The sequence below is a fragment of the Micromonospora sp. CMU55-4 genome (genome assembly GCF_011602315.1).
Classification (GTDB): Bacteria; Actinomycetota; Actinomycetes; order Mycobacteriales; family Micromonosporaceae; genus Micromonospora; species Micromonospora chalcea.
This window is the reverse complement of the sequence record NZ_JAAOLH010000001.1, coordinates 194,727-212,557: the sequence shown is the minus strand read 5'-3', so window position 1 is coordinate 212,557 and position 17,831 is coordinate 194,727. Positions and strand designations below refer to the sequence as shown.

The following is a 17,831-nucleotide window of genomic DNA, read 5'->3' as shown; positions in this document are numbered from 1 at the left end:
CCGCGCCGCGCGCCGGTCCACCGTCCACGGTGGGCCGGCGCCGTCGCTTTCCGGGTACGTCCCGACACGCCGCGTCGAAACCCTCCGGTAACCCTCATCCGATCGGCGTCCGTCTCCGTACTCCGGGACGGCCGGCGTGCCCCTGCGCCGGCCGGGAGGAGCGTGGCGGATGGACCGCAGACGGATGACAGCCATCGGCGTACTGGTGGCGGCGGCCGGGTTGACGGCGGCGGTGACCGTACCGTCGTTCGCCGGCGAGGAACCCCGGCGGGCCGCGCCGGCCACCGACGGCGTCGCCCCGGAGGTCCTGGACGCGATGGGTCGCGACCTCTCCCTCACCCGTGACCAGGCGGTGAAGCGGCTGCGCACCGAGCGGTGGGCGGCCGGCACCCTCACCCGGCTGCGTGCCGAACTCGGCGCCGGCTACGGGGGCAGCTGGCTCAGCGCGGACGGCGCGACGCTCACCGTGGCGGTGGCCGACGCGGCCGGCGAGGCGCGGGTCAAGGCGGCCGGCGCGGTCCCGAAGCGGGTCGCCCGGGGCGTCGCCGAGCTGGACGCGGTGAAGTCCCGGCTCGACGCGGCGGGCGGCGCGGCCAGCCCGGACATCGCCGGCTGGTACGTCGACGTGACCGACAACACGGTGGTGGTGGTCGCCCGTCCGGGCGCGGAGGCCGACGGCCGCCGGTTCGCCGCCACCGCGGGGTCGAAGACCGCGATGGTCCGGGTACGCACCGCCGACGAGGCCCCGCGCCCGCTGTTCGACGTGCGGGGCGGCGACGCCTTCTTCATCAACAACGCCGGCCGCTGCTCGGTCGGCTTCTCGGTGGTGGGCGGATTCGTCACCGCCGGGCACTGCGGCCGGCCGGGGGACCGCACCACCGGATCCAACCGGGTCGCCCAGGGCACGTTCGCGGCCTCCTCGTTCCCCGGCGACGACTGGGCGTTCGTGCGGGTGAACGGCGACTGGACGCCGCAGGGCGTGGTGACCGACTTCAGCGACGGCCGCACGGTGGCGGTCAACGGCTCCACCGAGGCGCCGGTCGGGGCCTCGATCTGCCGGTCCGGCTCCACCACCGGCACCCGCTGCGGCCTGGTCCAGGCCAAGAACGCCACTGTCAACTATCCGGAGGGGACTGTCACCGGGCTGACCCGGACGAACGTCTGCGCCGAGCCGGGCGACTCCGGCGGCGCGTGGCTCTCCGGCGACCAGGCGCAGGGCGTCACCTCCGGCGGCTCCGGCGACTGCACCCGGGGCGGGGTCACGTTCTTCCAGCCGGTCAACGAGATCCTCCAGCGCAACAACCTCACGCTCGTCACCGCCGGTGGCCAGCCGGCCCCGACGCAGCCGCCCGCCGGTGGCGGGGAGACCGCCCCGCCGGCGACCGTCCCGCCGACCCCGCCGGCCGGTGACACCGAGTGCGCCGGCCAGGTGAGCCGGAGCGGCCGGATCGCCGCCGGGCGGGTCCAGGTGCAGCCGGACGGGCGCTTCTTCCGGGTGCCCGGCGGCACTCAGGAGGCGTGCCTGGCCGCGCCGGACGGCGTCCGGGTGACGCTGGAGCTGCAACGCTTCACCAACGGCGCGTTCCGTACCGTCGCCCGCGCCACCAGCGCCGACGGTGTGGCCCGGCTGACCGTCGAGGGCCCGGCCGGCGCCTACCGGTACCGGGTGACCGGACTGTCCGGCTCCGGCGAGTACACGCTGGCGTTCTCCGCCCGCTGACCGCCGCATCGGGACCGCGGCCCCCGACCACCACCGCCCGGTGGTCGGGGGCCGCGCCGCGTCGCGGACCGGCAGGTCGGCTCGGCGGCTCAGGCCAGGGCGGCGACCGCTTCGGCGTACGCCGCGCCGGTGCGTACCGCCGCGGCCACCAGCACCTCCAGCTGCGCCGGGGCGACCCCGCAGGACAGGTCCGTGGAGACGCCGGCGGCCAGCACCAGCGTTCCGTCGCCGGGCTCGTGCACGTAGGCGGCGGGCAGCAGCCGGTCGTGGTTCCAGGCGTTGCAGAAGGCGTACGCCTCGGCGCGCCGCTCGGCCGGCAGCCGCCGCTGCGCCACCACGCGGGCGTGCAGCACGTCACCGTGGCGGCCGAGCAGGCGGAACTGGATCGTGGCCTCGCCCCACCGCCCGACGAGTGTGCCGTCCGGCTCAGGCGAGTACGGCTCGCCCCGGGCCTCGAGCGCGGCGGCGAGCAGCGCCGCGTCCAGCGGGGCGGGCTCCTCCGGGCCGGGCGGGCCGGGCTCGGCCGGGTCCGATTCCGGCTCCTCGTCGAACTCGCTCTCGGCGGCCAGCGACACCGGCGCGGCGAGCGGCCGCTCGGCCAGCCACGAGGCGATCCGGCCGGACTGGTGCCCGGTGCCGTTGCGGGCGTCGAAGCTGCCGGCGAGCGCCGTGGCCAGCGCCTGGAGCTGCGCCCCGAGTGTCGCCACGTCCACCTCGGCGGCCGGCCGGGAACCGTGCCCGGGGCGGTGGATCCGCCGCCCGCCGAGCCCCGCCTCGGCGGCCAGCCCGCAGAGCAGCGCGCCGGCCGCGGCGAACTCCATCGCGGACAGGTCGTCGGCCGGGCGGTCCAGCCGGGGCAGCTGCTCGGTCAGCACCTCCAGCCCGCGATGCAGGTAGCCGCCCAGCGCGCAGAAGCGCAGGTGCGCGGCGAGCAGCGGAAACGCGGCCCGTTCCCGGCGGTGCCGGCGGTACGCGCGTACGTGCGCCCGGGCCGCCTCGGTCACCGCGCCGGTGCGCAGCCACGGCAGCAGCCCCACGGTGAGCGCCCGCTCGGGCTGGTCGGTGCAGGTCGTCGCCACTGTCGCGGCGGTCTGCCGTTCGGCCCGCCGGGTCGGTGGCCCCTGCGGCTCGACCCAGCCGGTCAGCGCCGGCGCGAGCGCCGCCAGCGCCGCCTCCGGGTCACCCCACCCGGCCAGCAGGTCGGCCCGCCGCGCCGGGGCGCACCCCGCACAGCCACCCACCGGGTCCGTCGCGTCGGCGGCCGACCAGCGTTCGTACGCCCGCCGGGCCGCCGGCTCGTCGCCGAGGTGGTCGGCGACGCGGCAGCGCAGCTCCGCGACCGGCGCGGCGTCCTCGCCCAGCTCCCCGGCGAGCGTGTCCAACAGGGACCGGGCCTGATCCAGGCCCACCCGGGGCGTGCCGAACAGCGCCTCCACCGCCTGCCGCTGGTGCCGGCGCAGCCGGGTCAGCTCGTCGGGCCGGGCGTCCAGCAGCCCGGGGTGCCGGGCCACCGTCTCCCGCATCCGCCGCACCGGCTCCACCGCGCGCCACCGCTCACCCAGGTGCAGGTACGCCTCGACCAGCGCGAACCGCGCCGACAGGGCGGTACGCGGGTCACCGGTGGCGTCCGCGCGGGAGGCGATCCGCTCCAGCTCGGCGCAGCGCTCCTCGCCGTCGGGCCTGTCCCGGGCGTCGGCGAGCGCGGCGGCCAGCCCCCGGTCGCGTGCCGTGGTCATCGGAGCGTCCCGCCGGTCAGCTCGGCGACGGCGGCGGCCAGCTGACAGCCGGTGGTGACACCGCAGTCGACCAGCCGGTCGAGCTGGTGCGGTGTGACGCCGCGCTCCAGGTCGGTGGTGACCTCGCCGCAGATCTGGGCCGACCCGTCGTCGGCCACGTGCACGTACGCCTTGGGCCAGAGCCGGTCGTGGTTCCACCTGTTGCAGAAGGCGTGCAGCTCGGGCACGTGCTCGATGCCGAAGTGCGGCGCCACGACGGTGCGTACCTGGAGCAGCTCACCTGCCGCGCCCCGGCGGTGGAACCAGATCAGGTTCCGTTCCCAGCGGCCCACGAGCGCGCCGTCGGGCTCCTCGACCACCGCGTACCCCCGGTGGGCCAGCACGGCGGCGATCAGCTCGCCGGTCAGCGGGCGCAGCGCCTGGGGGTGTCCGGTCAGCGGACCGTCCGGACCGTCCTCGATCTCCGGCGACGCCATCGGGCATCCCTTCTGAGGCGAATAACACAAACGACGGTCCGACCCGTGCTGCGACGCGCGGACACGACCCGGAAAAGCGGCGTTCCACCGGGTGCCGCCGTTACCGTGACTCTATGGCGGGCCGTACCTCTCAGGCGAGCCGGCGGCGCGGCGCGTCGCCGCGTGGCACCACGAACAACCGCGCCCGGCAACCGGCGAAGAAGGCGGCGGCGCGGAAACCGGCGCGGCGGCCGGCGCGCCGCGGGCCGGCCCCGGCCGCGTTCGTCGGCCGCGCCGCGGGCGCCGTCTGGATGGGACTGGCCCACACGGTGGGCTGGGCGTTCCGGGCCGCCGGCCGGCAGGCCGCGTCCACCCGGGAGCTGGATCCGGAGCACCGCCGCGACGGCGCCGGGCTGCTGCTGTTCGGCCTGGCCATCCTCAGCGCGGTGGGCATCTGGGGCGGCGGCGCCGGGCCCGTGGGCCGGCACCTGGCCGACACCGTACGGCTGTTCATCGGCGCCATCTCGATAATCCTTCCGGTGCTGTTCATGGTCGGCGCGTGGCGGCTGATGCGGAGCCCGGCCGACCCCGAGCACCGCGGTCGCGGCCTGGTGGGCTGGGGCTCGATGATGCTGGCGACCGCCTCGATGCTGCACATCGGGCAGAACCCGGTCGACGAGGTCCAGCGCGACTACGCCGGCGGCCTGATCGGCGCGGGCGTGGGCGACGTGCTGAAGTCGGCGGTGACCGCGTGGGTGGCGATGCCGCTGCTGCTTCTGCTGCTGGTGTTCGGCCTGCTCGTGGTCACCGCGACCCCGATCAACAAGATCCCGGAGCGGCTCGGCCTGCGCGCCGACCCGGCCGCGCCCGAGGACGATGAGGAGGAAGCCGAGGCCGAGGCGGCGGCGAAACCGGCCCGTAAGCGGCCGGCGAAGCGGATGCCGTCGCCGCTGGAGCCGCTGGACCCGGACGACGAACTGGCCGGCGTCGACCTCCAGGAGACGCTCGTGCTGCCGCGCAAGCCGCCGCGGGTGCCGGCGAACCGCAAGCCGGTCGAGCCGCCGGAGCACTCGCCGCTGCCCACCCGCGCCGAGCAGCTCGCGCTCACCGGGCTGGCCGGCGACTACACGCTGCCGCCGGCGAACCTGCTCGGCAGCGGCGCCAAACCGAAGAGCCGGAGCAAGGCCAACGACGAGGTGATCGCCGCGCTGACCGGCGTCTTCGAGCAGTTCGACGTGGACGCCGCGGTCACCGGGTTCACCCGCGGCCCGACGGTCACCCGGTACGAGGTGGAGCTGGGTCCGGGCGTGAAGGTCGAGCGGATCACCCAGCTGTCCCGCAACATCGCGTACGCGGTGAAGTCGCCGGACGTGCGCATCCTCAGCCCGATCCCGGGCAAGAGCGCGGTCGGCGTGGAGATCCCGAACACCGACCCGGAGAACGTGTCGCTCGGCGACGTGTTGCGCTCCCGCGAGGCGACCAGCGACCACCACCCGATGGTGGTGGCGCTCGGCAAGGACATCGAGGGCGGCTACGTGGTGGCCAACCTCGCGAAGATGCCGCACATCCTGATCGCGGGCGCCACCGGCGCGGGCAAGTCGAGTTGCCTCAACAGTCTGCTTGTGTCCATTTTGACCCGGGCCACGCCGGACGAGGTGCGGCTGCTGCTGATCGACCCGAAGCGGGTCGAGATGACCGGCTACGAGGGCATCCCGCACCTGGTCACGCCGATCGTGACCAACCCGAAGAAGGCGGCCGACTCGCTGGAGTGGGTCGTCCGCGAGATGGACATGCGTTACGACGACCTCGCCGCCAACGGGGTCCGGCACATCGACGACTTCAACCGCAAGGTGCGCAACGGCGAGATCAAGGCGCCGCCGGGCAGCGAGCGGGAGATGCGGCCGTACCCGTACCTGCTGGTGATCGTGGACGAGCTGGCCGACCTGATGATGGTCGCGCCGCGCGACGTGGAGGACTCCATCGTCCGGATCACCCAGCTCGCCCGCGCCGCCGGGATCCACCTGGTGCTGGCCACCCAGCGGCCCTCGGTGGACGTGGTCACCGGCCTGATCAAGGCGAACGTGCCGTCCCGGCTCGCGTTCGCCACCTCCTCGCTCGCCGACTCGCGGGTCATCCTGGACCAGCCCGGCGCGGAGAAGCTGCTGGGCCGCGGCGACGGCCTGTTCCTGCCGATGGGCGCGTCGAAGCCGCAGCGCATCCAGGGCGCCTGGGTCACCGAGCGCGAGATCGCCGACGTGGTCAAGTTCTGCAAGGACCAGCGGGAGCCGGAGTTCCGCCCGGACGTGCTCGCCCCGGCGCAGGACAGCAAGAAGAAGATCGACGAGGACATCGGCGACGACCTGGACCTGCTCGTGCAGGCGGTCGAGCTGGTGGTCACCTCGCAGTTCGGGTCGACCTCGATGCTCCAGCGCAAGCTGCGTGTCGGTTTCGCCAAGGCGGGCCGGTTGATGGACCTGATGGAGACCCGCGGCGTGGTCGGGCCGTCCGAGGGCTCCAAGGCCCGCGACGTGCTGGTCAAGCCGGACGAGCTGGAGGAGGTCCTGGCCGGCCTGCGCGGCGGCGAGGACTGACGACCCACGACGGACGACGGCGGCCCCCACCGTCAGGTGGGAGCCGCCGTCGGCGGTTTCCGGCTCAGTTGAGCAGCGCGGCGACGAGCACGGCGCCGATGATCGCGCCGACCACGCTCGCGGCGGCGGCGTACCAGCCCAGCGGCTTGTCGCCGAGGACGGCGCCGACGATGCCGAGGATCAGGCCGAGGACGCCGAAGATCAGCGGGGACAGGAAGATCGCGAGAGCCGCGAAGACGAACGCGATGATCGTGCAGATCCGGGCGGCGTTGGTACGCGGACGGGCGCTGGCGTGGATGTCGGCCATGGGGTTCCTCCGTGAGTGATCTCGCTACCGGTCAACGAAAGATCCGGTACCCCGGCCGCCGCGTCGTCCAAACCGGATGCGGCATCGATCAGGCGAACAACTTCAATCCGATCACGCCGGCGACCACCAGCAGCAGGCAGGCCACGCGCGGCAGGTTGACCGGCTCGCCGAGCGCGAGCATGCCCACCAGCGCGGTGCCCACCGCGCCGATGCCGACCCACACCGCGTAGCCGGTGCCGACCGGGATGTCGCGCAGCGCGTACGCCAGGCCGGCCATGCTGCCGACGAGCGTGACGCCGAAGACGGCGGAGGGGAGGGGACGGGTGAAGCCGGCGCTGCGATCGAGCGCGATCGCCCACGCGGTCTCCAGGAGTCCGGAGAGCACCAGTACGAGCCAGGCCATGAGATCACCTCTGACGGGCGGGCCCGGCGTGGAGCGGGCCGGGCGACGGTCGGGTCACGCGGGGCGTCTTGGCCTGACCGGGTACGCCCACCACTCGTCCGGGACGGCCCGCGGGCCGTCGTGGACGACGGTAGCACCGGCCGGGCGACACGGGCGGCGGGGTGAGAAAGCCCACCATGGGTGGAGTTGACGTCAACTTCAGGTTGCACGATGGAAGGCATGACCGTGCTCTTCTCCGACGACGACGTCGCGGCCGCCGTGGACGCCCCGCTCACCGTCGCGGCCATGCGGGACGCGCTGCTGGCCGCATACGCCGGGCGGCTCATCGCCCCGCCCCGGGCGTCCGCGCCGCTGGGCGGGGGCCGGATGGTGCTCACCGCCGGGCACCTGACCGGGCAGTGGTACGGCTTCCGCTCGTACGACACGTTCGGCCACCCGGAGAGCGGTCAACTGGTCGTGCTGCACGACGCGACCACCGGCGCGGTACGCGCCATCGCCGTCGGCGAGGAGCTGGGCTCGCGGCGTACCGGAGGACTCGGTGGCGTGGCGGTGGACGCCCTGGCCCGCGCGGACGCCGCCACGCTCGGCGTGGTGGGCTCCGGCCGGCAGGCGTGGACCCAGGTCTGGGCCGCCGCGGCGGTCCGGCCGCTGCGCGAGGTGACCGTGTACAGCCGCTCGGCGGCCCGGCGGGAGGCGTTCGCCGCCCGGGTCCGCGCCGAGCTGGGCGTGCCGGCCCGCGCCGTCGGCTCGGCCGCCGCCGCGGTACGCGACCGGGACGTGGTGGTGCTCGCCACCACCAGCACCGTCCCGGTGATCGACGCCGCCGACCTGGCCCCCGGCACGCACGTCAACACCGTCGGCTTCAAGCAGACCGACCGGCACGAGTTCGGCCCCGACCTGCTCGACGCCGCCGACCTGCTGGTCACCGACTCGCCGGGGCAGGCCGCCGCGTACGTGCCGCCGATGCTCGCCGCCGTCGAGCCGTACGCCGGTCGGTTGCGCGACCTGGGCGCGGTGCTGGCCGGGGCGGTCCCCGGCCGGACCGGCGCGGACCAGATTTCGGTCTTCTGCTCCACCGGTCTGGCCGGCACCGAGGTGTTCCTGCTCGACCGGCTGGCCCGCGTGGCCGCTCCCGCCCGCTGAGCGTGCCGGACGGGCGGCGTGGCGGTACGGAACCGGCCCGGTACCCTCGGATGGTGTCTGCCACCTCCTCCACCCCGCAATCCGACGGGCGCCGGGTCGCCCTGCTGACCCTCGGCTGCGCCCGCAACGAGGTCGACTCGGAGGAGCTGGCCGCCCGGCTGCACGCCGACGGATGGCAGGTCACCACCGACGGCGAGGGCGCCGACGTGGTGGTGGTGAACACCTGCGGCTTCGTCGAGAAGGCCAAGCAGGACTCGATCCAGACGCTGCTGGCCGCCGCCGACACCGGCGCGAAGGTCGTCGCCGCCGGGTGCATGGCCGAGCGGTACGGCCGTGAGCTGGCCGACAGCCTCCCCGAGGCGCAGGCCGTGCTCAGCTTCGACGACTACCCGGACATCGCCGCCCGCCTCGACTCGGTGCTCGCCGGTGAGGCGATCGGCGCGCACACCCCCCGCGACCGGCGGGAGCTGCTGCCGCTGACCCCGGTGAAGCGCCGCGACGCGGCGGTGTCGCTGCCCGGGCACGGCACCCCGGCCCGGGTCGCGCCGGAGACCGACGCGCACACCCCGGCGCACCTGCGGCAGGTGTTGCGGCACCGGCTCGACACCGGCCCGGTGGCCTCGCTGAAGCTCGCCAGCGGCTGCGACCGGCGCTGCGCGTTCTGCGCCATCCCGGCGTTCCGCGGGGCGTTCGTCTCGCGTACCCCGGACGAGCTGCTCGCCGAGGCCGAGTGGCTGGCCAAGACCGGCGTCCGCGAGCTGGTGCTGGTCAGCGAGAACTCCACCTCGTACGGCAAGGACCTGGGCGACCCGCGCGCGCTGGAGAAGCTGCTGCCGCAACTCGCCGCGATCGACGGCATCGTGCGGGTCCGCGCCAGCTACCTCCAGCCCGCCGAGACCCGGCCCGGCCTGGTCGAGGTGATCGCCACCACGCCCGGCGTGGCCGCGTACTTCGACCTGTCGTTCCAGCACTCCAGCGAGCCGGTGCTGCGCCGGATGCGGCGCTTCGGCTCCACCGACCGGTTCCTGGAGCTGCTCGCCTCCGCCCGCGCGCTGGCGCCGGACGCGGGCGCGCGCAGCAACTTCATCGTCGGCTTCCCCGGCGAGACGAAGCAGGACGTGGCCGAGCTGGTCCGGTTCCTGACCGAGGCGCGGCTGGACGCGATCGGCATGTTCGACTACAGCGACGAGGATGGCACCGAGGCCGCCGGCCTGGCCGGCAAGGTCTCCGCCGCCACGATCAAGCGGCGGTACGACAAGCTCAGCGCGCTGGCCGACGAACTCTGCTCGCAGCGCGCCGAGGAGCGCCTCGGCGCGACGGTGGAGGTGCTTGTGGACTCGGTCGCGGACGGCGTGGTGGAGGGGCGGGCCGCCCACCAGGCGCCCGAGGTCGACGGCTCGACCACGCTCGTCGCGCCGGTCGGCGGCGGCGTCGACCTGGCCGCGTTGCGCCCCGGTGACCTGGTCCGGGCCACCGTCACCGCCACCGAGGGCGTGGACCTGGTCGCCGTACCGGATGAGATGATCTCGGCGGCGCCCGGCGCGGTACGGTGACGGCGGGCCCGGACGAAGCGGGGAAGCCACGTGGGGCGATGCGGGACATGACGGGCGCGGAGTCGACGGCGGCCGCCCCCGTACCGCTGCTCAACGCGGCGAATGTGCTGACCGGCGCGCGCCTGGTGCTGGTGCCCGTCTTCGCGGCCACCGTGGTCGCGTCCGCGATGACCCACGCGGGCTGGCGGATGGCCGCCTGCCTGATCTTCGTGGTGGCGTCGGCGACCGACCTGGTCGACGGCTGGATCGCCCGCCGGTTCGAGCTGGTCACCTCGCTGGGCAAGGTCGCCGACCCGATCGCCGACAAGGCGCTCACCGGCGCCGCGCTGGTGCTGCTCTCCGTCTACGACCGGCTGCCCTGGTGGGTGACTGTGGTGATCCTCGCCCGTGAGCTGGGCATCACCGGGCTGCGCTTCTGGGTGATCCGGCACGGCGTGATCGCGGCCAGCCGGGGCGGCAAGGTCAAGACGGCGCTGCAGATCCTGGCGATCACCTGGTACCTCTGGCCGATGCCGGAGGCGCTCGCCGCGATCGGTCCGTGGATCATGGGCGCGGCGGTGGTGGTCACCGTGGTCACCGGTTTCGACTACATCGCCCAGGCGTTGCGGCTGCGGCGTCCGGCCCGTTGACCCGGGCAGCCGGCTCGTCGCTCCGGGCGGCCGAAGAGTAAGCCGCCCTGGCGCGGGAAGAGAGGGCGGGCATGGACACCGACGAGAGACACCAGCGGCCCGCCGGCAACCCGGCGGCCTCCGTCGTGCACCGCCTGCACGAGTGCGGCCAGACGCTGGCCACCGTCGAGTCGCTGACCGGCGGGCTGCTCGCCGCGGCGGTCGTGGAGATCGCCGGGGTCAGCTCGATCTACCGGGGCGGCATGGTGGTCTACGCCACCGAACTCAAGGCGACGCTCGCCGGCGTACCGGAGGACCTGCTGGCCGAGCGTGGCCCGGTCGATCCCGACGTGGCCGCCGCCCTGGCCGAGGGCGGACGGCAGCGGTGCGGCGCGGACTGGGGCCTGGCCACCACCGGCGTCGCCGGGCCGGAGCCGCAGGACGGCAAGCCGGTCGGCCTGGTCTACGTGGCGGTCGCCGGGCCGGACGGCACGCAGGTGCGCCGGCTCGACCTCGACGGCGGCCGCGACCACATCCGCTCGGCCGTGGTGATCGAGGCGCTGCGGCTGCTCGCCGACCGCATCCAGCTCCCCGAGGACGCCGACGCCACCGAGGCGGCGGGGGTCGGCCCCCGATGAGCCGGCCCGGCGCCGACACGCCCGGCCGCGGGCCCGCCGGCCGGCCGATCCGCACGGATTTTCAGAGGCGGGGTGGGATGTCGTCGTGGCAACCAACGGGTACGGTTGCGGGAAGGCTCCGACGGTCGCCGTCGGCGCCGGAGCGGTCTCCGCGTCCGGTGCCCGGCGCGGCTCGGCCGGGCATGGTGGTCCCGTCCAGGGGGAGGTGCGATGGTCCTGCTACGCCGGGTGATCGGTGACGCGCTGCGGACACGCAGGCAGGGGCAGCACCGCACCCTCCGCGAGGTGTCGTCCGCCGCCAACGTCAGCCTGGGCTACCTGTCCGAGATCGAACGCGGCCAGAAGGAACCGTCGAGCGAGCTGCTGGCCGCCATCTGCGACGCGCTCGGCGCCCGCCTGTCGGAACTGCTGCGCGAGGTGAGCGACACCGTCGCCCTCGCCGAGCAGATGCCCGGCGTGCTGGTCCCGGTGGCCGACGAGCCGGCCCCGGTGGCCACGGCCGCCGTGCGTAAGGCGACCAACCGCGGTGTCCGGCAGGTCACCACCGACGGCGCGGTCGCCGTCCAGGTCCGGCAGGACTCGCCGCTCAAGGCCACGCTGCGCAGCACCCGGGTACGCCCCGCGGAGCGGGACGTGGTCTGCGCCGCCTGACCCCGGCTGTCGCGTCGTGGGCGGTGCTGGCGTCCGCGTCGTACTGTTGATCAGGAGCGTACGGGTGCCGGAGTGGCGTCCGGCTGGAACGATGTAGGCGCGACGCTACTGAGGGGACGAGGCGGAGATGGCTAACCCGTTCGTCAAGGGTTGGAAATACCTGATGGCGCTCTTCGGCGCGAAGATCGACGAGCACGCCGATCCGAAGGTGCAGATCCAGCAGGCCGTCGAGGAGGCGCAGCGCCAGCACCAGGCGCTGGTGCAGCAGGCGGCCGCGGTGATCGGCAACCAGCGCCAGCTGGAGATGAAGCTGTCCCGGCAGATGACCGAGGTGGAACAGCTCCAGGGCAACGCGCGGCAGGCGCTCGCAGTGGCCGACCAGGCCCGGGGCCGGGGCGACGAGGCCGAGGCCGGGCGCTACGAGCAGACCGCCCAGATGCTGGCCACCCAGCTGGTCTCCGCCGAGCAGGCCCTGGAGGACCTCAAGACGCTGCACGACCAGGCGCTCGGCGCGGCCGCCCAGGCCCGCAGGGCGGTCGAGAACAACTCGATGATCCTCCAGCAGAAGCTGGCCGAGCGCACCAAGCTGCTCAGCCAGCTGGAGCAGGCCAAGATGCAGGAGAGCGTGGCCCGCTCGCTGGAGTCGATGTCGTCGCTCACCGCGCCCGCCAACACCCCGTCGCTCGACGAGGTCCGCGACCGGATCGAACGCCGCTACGCCACCGCCATGGGCCGCGCCGAGCTGGCCGGCAACTCGGTCGAGGGCCGGATGCTGGAGATCCAGAAGGCCACGCTCGACTCGGCCGGATCGGCGAGACTGGAACAGATCCGGTCGAGCATGGCCGGCGAGCAGCTCGGTGGCCGGCAGGAGACCCCCGCCGTCGGGCAGCCGGCCGACCCGGCCGCCGCCGCCCGGCTCGACGAGATCCGGGCCAGCATGAGCCGGGAACGCGGTACCGGGGAGAGCACGACCGGCTGACGGAGGGGCGGACACCATGGCGGACGAACGGGCCCGACACTTCCGCAGGTTGCGCAGGCTGCGCAACTCGGCGCGACGGTGGAGCGTGCTGGCCGGCGGGCTCGGCGGCGCCGCGGCGGTGCTCACCCCGTACGCCGGACTGGGCCTGCCGGACGCGGCCTGGGCCGGTGCCGCGGGCAGCGCCATCGCGATCGCCGCCTGGCGCTGGGCCGACCACCGGGCGCTCGCAGCAGTGCCGGCGCCGCCCGCGCTCGACCCGGCGGAGGCCGCCGCCCGCTCCCGCGCCCGGCTGGTCGCCGCCGTCGAGCGGCTGCCCGTCGGGCCGGGTGTCCTGGCCGAGGTACGCCGGGTCCGCTCCCGCATGGCGCTGCGCGGCACCGCCGCGGCCGAGCCGTGGGCACGGCTGGACCGGGCCGCGCTCACCCTGGCCGGGCTCGCCGGACGGCTGACCGGGCTGGCCGAGCCGGCGGTCCGGGAGGCGGCCGAGGCCGATCGCTCCCTGCGTGAGCTGGCGAACCGGGTCGCGGGCGTGGAACGCGCGGCGAAGCTGACCCCGCAGAGCACGCTGGACGAGGTGCACGCCACGCTGGTGGCGCAGTTGGAGGACGGGGTGGCCGCGTACGAGCGGCTGGTGGTGGCCGCCGCCGGCTACGTAGCCGAGGACGCCCGTCCCGACACCGCGCACCCGGCCGCCGCGCGGCTGACCGAGGCCACCGACCTGCTGCACGGGGTGGCCTCCGCCCTGGCCGAACTCCGCACCCCCCTCCGAGCCCCCCAGCCCGGCCGCTGACCGCCCCCGCCGCACGCCGATCCCCCGCGCGCTGATCGTCCCGCGCGATTGTCGTCCCGCGCGTTGATCAAGGAGTTTGTGTCCTGAGGCGGGCCGAATCCGTACACCACCTCCTTGATCAACGGCGCGGACAGGGGGCGGGCGGAGGGCGTCGGGCCGCCCGGGCGGGCAACTCGCGGTCAGGCACCCCCACACCCGCCCATCGCCCCGCCAGCGCCGGTGATCATGAGGTTGGCGGTGTTGTTGATCTCGGATTCCGCCGTCAACCTCATGATCGTGCGGCCCTCGTTCGGCTAGGGCGGGCTTCCTTTCCCGTGCTTTGACCCTCGTGCCTGTGGGCCGGTGATCAAGGAGTTCGTGTCCTGTGGAGGGCGGGAAATGGACACAAACTCCTTGATCAACGGGCGGGGTTGTCGACCGAGGCGGACCGGACCGTGTCGGGGTGAGCGCAGGGTGTTGCTCCCGCTCGCCCCGGTGATCATGAGGTTGGCGGTGTTGTTGATCTCGGAAACTGCCGTCAACTTCATGATCGACCCTGAGAGGGAGGGCTAGGTGGGGGTGGTTATGGGGGTTGGTGGAGTCCAGGGGGACGTGCCAACCACGTTCGTCGTGCGTACTCGGTAGTAGTAGGTGGTGGAGCGCGCCAGGCCGGTGTTGGTGAAGCCGCGGCCGGTGACGCGGAACGTGGCCGGCTCCCTGGTGAACGCGGCGTCGGTGGCGCGCTGCACGATGAAGCCGGCGCCCGGTCCGGCCGGCGTCTCGGCCGACCAGCTCAGCGTCACGGTGGCGGTGTCCGGTCCCGGCGCGCTCGCGATGACGCTCACCGCCGTGGGCGTCGTCGGCCGGGCCGGGGTGGTCACCCGGGCCACTGTCGACCAGGGGGACGCCGCGCCGAGGTACGTCGTGCGTACCCGGTAGTAGTACGTGGTGTCCGGCGCGACGGCCGGGTCCACGTGGTTCTCGCCCACGGCGATGGCAGTGGTCCCCGGGCCGCTGCTGAACGTCGGGTTGGTGGCGCGCTGCACGTCCACACCGGTGGCGAAGGAGTGGTTCGCCCAGCGCAGCGCCACCCGCAGCGGCGCGGTCGGCGGCACCGCCGCGGTGAGCCGGGCCGGCGCGGCCAGACGCACCGCCGCCGGTACGGCATTCGACCAGGACGAGCAGCTCACCGCGTTCTCGGCGCGGATCCGGTAGTGGTAGGTGACGCCGGGGGTGACTGTCGCGTCGGTGTAGCGGGTCGCGGTGGCGGCCACGGTGATCTCGGTCAGCCCGGCGGTGAAGGCGCTGTCGGTGGCGCGTTGCAGCAGGTGGCTGGTGGGCACCGGGCGGCTGCCGTTGCCGGTCCAGGTCAGCGCGATGGCGGGCAGCGCGGTGGCGCTGCCGGGCGCCGGGGTGGCGGTCAGCCCGGTGGGCGCCTTGGGTGCCACCCGCAGCACCAGCGGACGGCTCATGCCCTGGTCGCGCAGTCCCGCCGAGCGGGTCTGCCAGCGGTACTCCCAGCCCAGGTTGACGAGTTGGTTGACCACCGTGGCGGGGCGGCCGTCGGCCGGGCTGACCGGGCTCGCGTCCAGCCGCGCGCCGGCGGGCCGGGACGGGTCGAGCAGCCGTACGCTATCGCTGATCTTGAACGGCAGGGGCGGCGGTACGGGACGCAGCGCCACCACGACGTCCTCCCGGGGGTTGACCCGGACGGTGTCCTTCCAGCCCAGCTCGCCCGGCTCGGGCGGGCGCAGCGTGCCGTCCCAGCCGACCCGGTTGACCAGTTGCACGTCGCAGCCCTCGATGTGCACCGGATGGGTGCGCGGCGCGTCGCCGACGATCCGCCACAGTTGTGTGCCGTCGCCCGGCGCGCCGACCGGCACGGCCGGGTCGGTGGCGTGCAGCACCTCGGTGGCGGGTTCCACCGGGCCCAGCGGCAGCGTGGCCGGCAGCAGCGGCCCGCTGACCGGGTGGCCGACGCCGAGCCGGCCCACCGCGCGGCCGTGCCGGGGCTCGAACACCTGCCCGACCGACTTCACCGCCAGCGGCAGCGTGACCGGGGTCGCCGCGCCGGGCGGGGTGAACGTGACCGAGCCGTCCCGCGCGCCGACGAGCGTCGGACGCGGGGTGTGGGTGCCGAACGCGGCGTCGTACGCCGGTTGCGGCACGATCGGCGGCGGCTGGCTGTGCGCGTACGCCCCGGGCAGCCGGTCGGCGAGCCGGCGCGTGTCGTACGGCTGCGCAGGGCTGCCGGTGACCCGGATCTGGAGCAGCGTTCGGGTGTTCGGGCCGTACCCGGGCCGGGTCGGCGGCAGCCCGCCCGAGCCGGTCCGGTCGGGCGCGCCGGTGTGGTGGTCGTAGCGCGTGTCGAACCGGGGCAGCGGCGCGGGGCAGTCGTTGTAGAGGATCAGCGTGCTGCCCGGCGGCACGGTGGCGAAGTCCACGATCACGTCGGCCCGCTCGCCGGGGGCCAGCAGCAGCGCGTGGCCGTCCACATTGAGCACCGTCGGGTCCTGCCTGTCGTAGCGGTAGTCCACCGGCCGGTTGGCGAGCACCACCGGGGCGGGGAGCAGGCCGCTCTCGTTGCCTATCTGGATCAGGTCGGGTCCGGCGGCGGCCGGGTCGGGCACGCCGCCGTCGCGCCCGTCCACCGGCCAGTACGCGGGCCGCCCGGGCGCGCGTACCGCCTCGACCATCGGCACCTCGCCGGCGTCCGGGTCGGCCGGGCTGCCGTCGTCGGCCCACATCGGGCCGTCCGAGGCGGCCCGGTAGAGCTGCAGGTTCAGCGCCCGGTCCGCGCAGGCGTTGAGGATCCGGAACCGGTACGCGCGCGGGGCGACCTCCAGGTACGGGTAGGCCACGCCGTTGACGAGCGGGGTGTCCCCGTACGCCTCGGGCACCGCCGACGGGTGCGGCACGGCGGGCGCCAGCGGCGGCTCGTCCGGGTCGGCGTCGGGGTCGTGGTGCGGGTTCGGCACCGGGGCGACCCACGGGCTGGCCCCGCCGTCCGGGTCGTGGGTCCACGGGCCGTAGTCCCAGCGGCCGGTGGGGTTGCCGCCGGTGATCCGGTACGGGTTCTGCCGGGGCTGGTAGACGTGCGGGTGCCAGAGGCTGCCCTTGGCGCCCCAGCGGTCCCGGTCCCAGGTCGGGTCCTGGGCGGCGAGTTGCGCGTCGTCGGGTACGAACGTCTTGTCCTCGATCACCAGCGGGAACTGTTCCGCGGGCAGCACGCCGTCGTCCACGAGGCGGTCCTCGGCGGGGTCGGTGAGCAGGTACAGCGCGATCTGCCCGGAGTAGACGGTGAGCCGGGACAGGCCGAGCGTGTTGTCGTGCAGCCACATCAGCCGGCCGCTCTGCTCGTTCGGGAAGTACAGCGTGGTGGCGCCCGCGCCGGGCGGCGGCATGTCCGGCACCGGGGTGACACCCACCCCGGCCGGGTACGGGGTGATCTCGCCGGCCGGGGTCACCCACTGCCACGGGTTGCCGGCGCTGATCCACCCGGTCTGCGCGCCGGACAGGTGCGGCACGGCCCGGTTCTGCGGGTACGGCGCGGGACCGTCCAGCGGGCCGGCGCCGGCCCCGTCGACGGTCTCGTCCACCGGCAGGAACAGCTCGCCCGCCCGTCCGGTGGGGAGCTGGTTGATGAACTTGATCCGGACCGGGCGGCCCCGCCGCGCGACGATCATCGGGCCGAGGTGCCAGGGGCGGTCCGGTGGGCTGACCGTGTTGTGGCCGGCGGCGTCGGTGCCCAGGTTGAGCTGCCGGTAGCCGCGCAGCCGGGTGGCCGGCAGGTCGCGGTGCAGGCGCTGCGCGTACTCCTGGAGGCCGATCTCGTAGTAGTCGCAGCCCGGCCAGGTGATGGTGTCCGGGACCGCTACCGGCAGGCGGGCGCCGAGCCCGTCGGTGGCGGGCTGCCCTGGTAGCGGCAGCGGGTCGACGAACTTGCGGATGCCGGTGCCCGGCGCCGGGCGGCCGTCGGCGTCGAGCGTGGGCAGCGGGCTGGCGGCGGTGTTCGGCACGGGGCCGAACAGGCGCGGGACGGCGGCCGGGTCCAGGCTCGCCGGGGTGGCCCCCGGCTCGTCGTCGCCGGCGCGCGCGGCGGGAACGCCCCGCGCCGCGGAACCGGCGAACGCGGTCTCCTCGGCGACTCCGGCCCGGTCCGGCCGTCCCGGCCGGAGTCTGCGGAACAGCACCATGGCTCTCCCCGGGGTCGGGGCGCGCCGGCCGACACCCCGGCGTGGCGGGCGTACGCGCTGCTGACGATCGGTGAGCGGTCAA

At 74.9% G+C, this 17,831-nt stretch carries 14 protein-coding genes and 1 riboswitch; of the genes, 9 read left to right on the top strand and 5 right to left on the bottom strand.

From position 1 onward, the window contains the following. Nucleotides 1-169: 169 nt before the first annotated feature. Nucleotides 170-1,720, top strand: a complete 1,551-nt coding sequence (locus tag HA073_RS00955; protein ID WP_166455496.1) for a S1 family peptidase — start codon at nucleotides 170-172, stop codon at nucleotides 1,718-1,720. Nucleotides 1,721-1,809: 89 nt separating this feature from the next. Here HA073_RS00955 and HA073_RS00950 read toward each other — a convergent pair whose 3' ends face one another. Together HA073_RS00950 and HA073_RS00945 are read right to left on the bottom strand one after the other, a co-directional pair. Then, a complete protein-coding gene (locus HA073_RS00950) occupies nucleotides 1,810-3,456 on the bottom strand; it encodes a YbjN domain-containing protein (RefSeq protein WP_166455495.1) in 1,647 nt (548 codons plus the stop codon). After that, nucleotides 3,453-3,932 carry a YbjN domain-containing protein gene (locus HA073_RS00945; protein WP_043325784.1) on the bottom strand — a complete coding sequence of 160 codons (480 nt, stop codon included), beginning with the start codon at nucleotides 3,930-3,932 and terminating at the stop codon, nucleotides 3,453-3,455. Before HA073_RS00945 ends, HA073_RS00950 begins: the two co-directional genes overlap by 4 nt. A gap of 113 nt (nucleotides 3,933-4,045) precedes the next feature. Here HA073_RS00945 and HA073_RS00940 point away from each other — a divergent pair, with 113 nt between their 5' ends. Further along, nucleotides 4,046-6,502 carry a DNA translocase FtsK gene (locus tag HA073_RS00940; protein WP_043325782.1) on the top strand — a complete coding sequence of 819 codons (2,457 nt, stop codon included), beginning with the start codon at nucleotides 4,046-4,048 and terminating at the stop codon, nucleotides 6,500-6,502. Between the two features lie 64 nt (nucleotides 6,503-6,566). On the opposite strand, the gene HA073_RS00935 is transcribed toward HA073_RS00940, so the two are convergent. Together HA073_RS00935 and HA073_RS00930 are read right to left on the bottom strand one after the other, a co-directional pair. Continuing rightward, entirely contained in the window at nucleotides 6,567-6,809 is a 243-nt protein-coding gene (locus HA073_RS00935) for a hypothetical protein (RefSeq protein ID WP_043325780.1), read from the bottom strand. An 88-nt stretch (nucleotides 6,810-6,897) separates the two neighbouring features. Further along, nucleotides 6,898-7,212: a multidrug efflux SMR transporter gene (locus HA073_RS00930; protein ID WP_043325778.1), complete on the bottom strand. Its 315-nt coding sequence runs from the start codon at nucleotides 7,210-7,212 to the stop codon at nucleotides 6,898-6,900. Nucleotides 7,213-7,269: 57 nt separating this feature from the next. Beyond that, a riboswitch (guanidine-III (ykkC-III) riboswitch) is annotated at nucleotides 7,270-7,335 on the bottom strand. A 96-nt stretch (nucleotides 7,336-7,431) separates the two neighbouring features. Here HA073_RS00930 and HA073_RS00925 point away from each other — a divergent pair. From HA073_RS00925 to HA073_RS00895, 7 genes are all read left to right on the top strand, one after another. Then, nucleotides 7,432-8,355: an ornithine cyclodeaminase family protein gene (locus tag HA073_RS00925; RefSeq protein WP_205795747.1), complete on the top strand. Its 924-nt coding sequence runs from the start codon at nucleotides 7,432-7,434 to the stop codon at nucleotides 8,353-8,355. 50 nt (nucleotides 8,356-8,405) lie between these two features. Continuing rightward, the gene (gene rimO, locus HA073_RS00920) at nucleotides 8,406-9,908 is read left to right on the top strand and encodes a 30S ribosomal protein S12 methylthiotransferase RimO (RefSeq protein ID WP_043325775.1); all 1,503 of its coding nucleotides are present in this window, start codon (nucleotides 8,406-8,408) and stop codon (nucleotides 9,906-9,908) included. A gap of 47 nt (nucleotides 9,909-9,955) precedes the next feature. Beyond that, the gene (gene pgsA, locus HA073_RS00915) at nucleotides 9,956-10,537 is read left to right on the top strand and encodes a CDP-diacylglycerol--glycerol-3-phosphate 3-phosphatidyltransferase (RefSeq protein ID WP_187693674.1); all 582 of its coding nucleotides are present in this window, start codon (nucleotides 9,956-9,958) and stop codon (nucleotides 10,535-10,537) included. 71 nt (nucleotides 10,538-10,608) lie between these two features. Then, nucleotides 10,609-11,154, top strand: coding sequence for a CinA family protein (locus tag HA073_RS00910; RefSeq protein WP_166455493.1), 546 nt, complete (start codon nucleotides 10,609-10,611; stop codon nucleotides 11,152-11,154). Between the two features lie 210 nt (nucleotides 11,155-11,364). Then, nucleotides 11,365-11,805 (top strand): helix-turn-helix domain-containing protein, encoded by a 441-nt coding sequence (locus HA073_RS00905; protein ID WP_043325770.1) that lies wholly within the window; start codon nucleotides 11,365-11,367, stop codon nucleotides 11,803-11,805. 127 nt (nucleotides 11,806-11,932) lie between these two features. After that, nucleotides 11,933-12,784 carry a PspA/IM30 family protein gene (locus tag HA073_RS00900; RefSeq protein ID WP_030503385.1) on the top strand — a complete coding sequence of 284 codons (852 nt, stop codon included), beginning with the start codon at nucleotides 11,933-11,935 and terminating at the stop codon, nucleotides 12,782-12,784. A gap of 16 nt (nucleotides 12,785-12,800) precedes the next feature. Next, nucleotides 12,801-13,574 carry a hypothetical protein gene (locus HA073_RS00895; RefSeq protein WP_043325768.1) on the top strand — a complete coding sequence of 258 codons (774 nt, stop codon included), beginning with the start codon at nucleotides 12,801-12,803 and terminating at the stop codon, nucleotides 13,572-13,574. Nucleotides 13,575-14,122: 548 nt separating this feature from the next. Here the strand turns inward: HA073_RS00895 and HA073_RS00890 are convergent. After that, nucleotides 14,123-17,749 carry a multicopper oxidase domain-containing protein gene (locus tag HA073_RS00890; RefSeq protein ID WP_166455492.1) on the bottom strand — a complete coding sequence of 1,209 codons (3,627 nt, stop codon included), beginning with the start codon at nucleotides 17,747-17,749 and terminating at the stop codon, nucleotides 14,123-14,125. Between the last annotated feature and the right edge of the window lie 82 nt (nucleotides 17,750-17,831).

Coding starts and splice junctions, on each gene's coding strand:
- HA073_RS00955 (WP_166455496.1), top strand. CDS start 170: ATGGACCGCAGACGGATGACAGCCATCGGCGTACTGGTGGCGGCGGCC.
- HA073_RS00950 (WP_166455495.1), bottom strand. CDS start 3,456: ATGACCACGGCACGCGACCGGGGGCTGGCCGCCGCGCTCGCCGACGCC.
- HA073_RS00945 (WP_043325784.1), bottom strand. CDS start 3,932: ATGGCGTCGCCGGAGATCGAGGACGGTCCGGACGGTCCGCTGACCGGA.
- HA073_RS00940 (WP_043325782.1), top strand. CDS start 4,046: ATGGCGGGCCGTACCTCTCAGGCGAGCCGGCGGCGCGGCGCGTCGCCG.
- HA073_RS00935 (WP_043325780.1), bottom strand. CDS start 6,809: ATGGCCGACATCCACGCCAGCGCCCGTCCGCGTACCAACGCCGCCCGG.
- HA073_RS00930 (WP_043325778.1), bottom strand. CDS start 7,212: ATGGCCTGGCTCGTACTGGTGCTCTCCGGACTCCTGGAGACCGCGTGG.
- HA073_RS00925 (WP_205795747.1), top strand. CDS start 7,432: ATGACCGTGCTCTTCTCCGACGACGACGTCGCGGCCGCCGTGGACGCC.
- rimO (WP_043325775.1), top strand. CDS start 8,406: ATGGTGTCTGCCACCTCCTCCACCCCGCAATCCGACGGGCGCCGGGTC.
- pgsA (WP_187693674.1), top strand. CDS start 9,956: ATGACGGGCGCGGAGTCGACGGCGGCCGCCCCCGTACCGCTGCTCAAC.
- HA073_RS00910 (WP_166455493.1), top strand. CDS start 10,609: ATGGACACCGACGAGAGACACCAGCGGCCCGCCGGCAACCCGGCGGCC.
- HA073_RS00905 (WP_043325770.1), top strand. CDS start 11,365: ATGGTCCTGCTACGCCGGGTGATCGGTGACGCGCTGCGGACACGCAGG.
- HA073_RS00900 (WP_030503385.1), top strand. CDS start 11,933: ATGGCTAACCCGTTCGTCAAGGGTTGGAAATACCTGATGGCGCTCTTC.
- HA073_RS00895 (WP_043325768.1), top strand. CDS start 12,801: ATGGCGGACGAACGGGCCCGACACTTCCGCAGGTTGCGCAGGCTGCGC.
- HA073_RS00890 (WP_166455492.1), bottom strand. CDS start 17,749: ATGGTGCTGTTCCGCAGACTCCGGCCGGGACGGCCGGACCGGGCCGGA.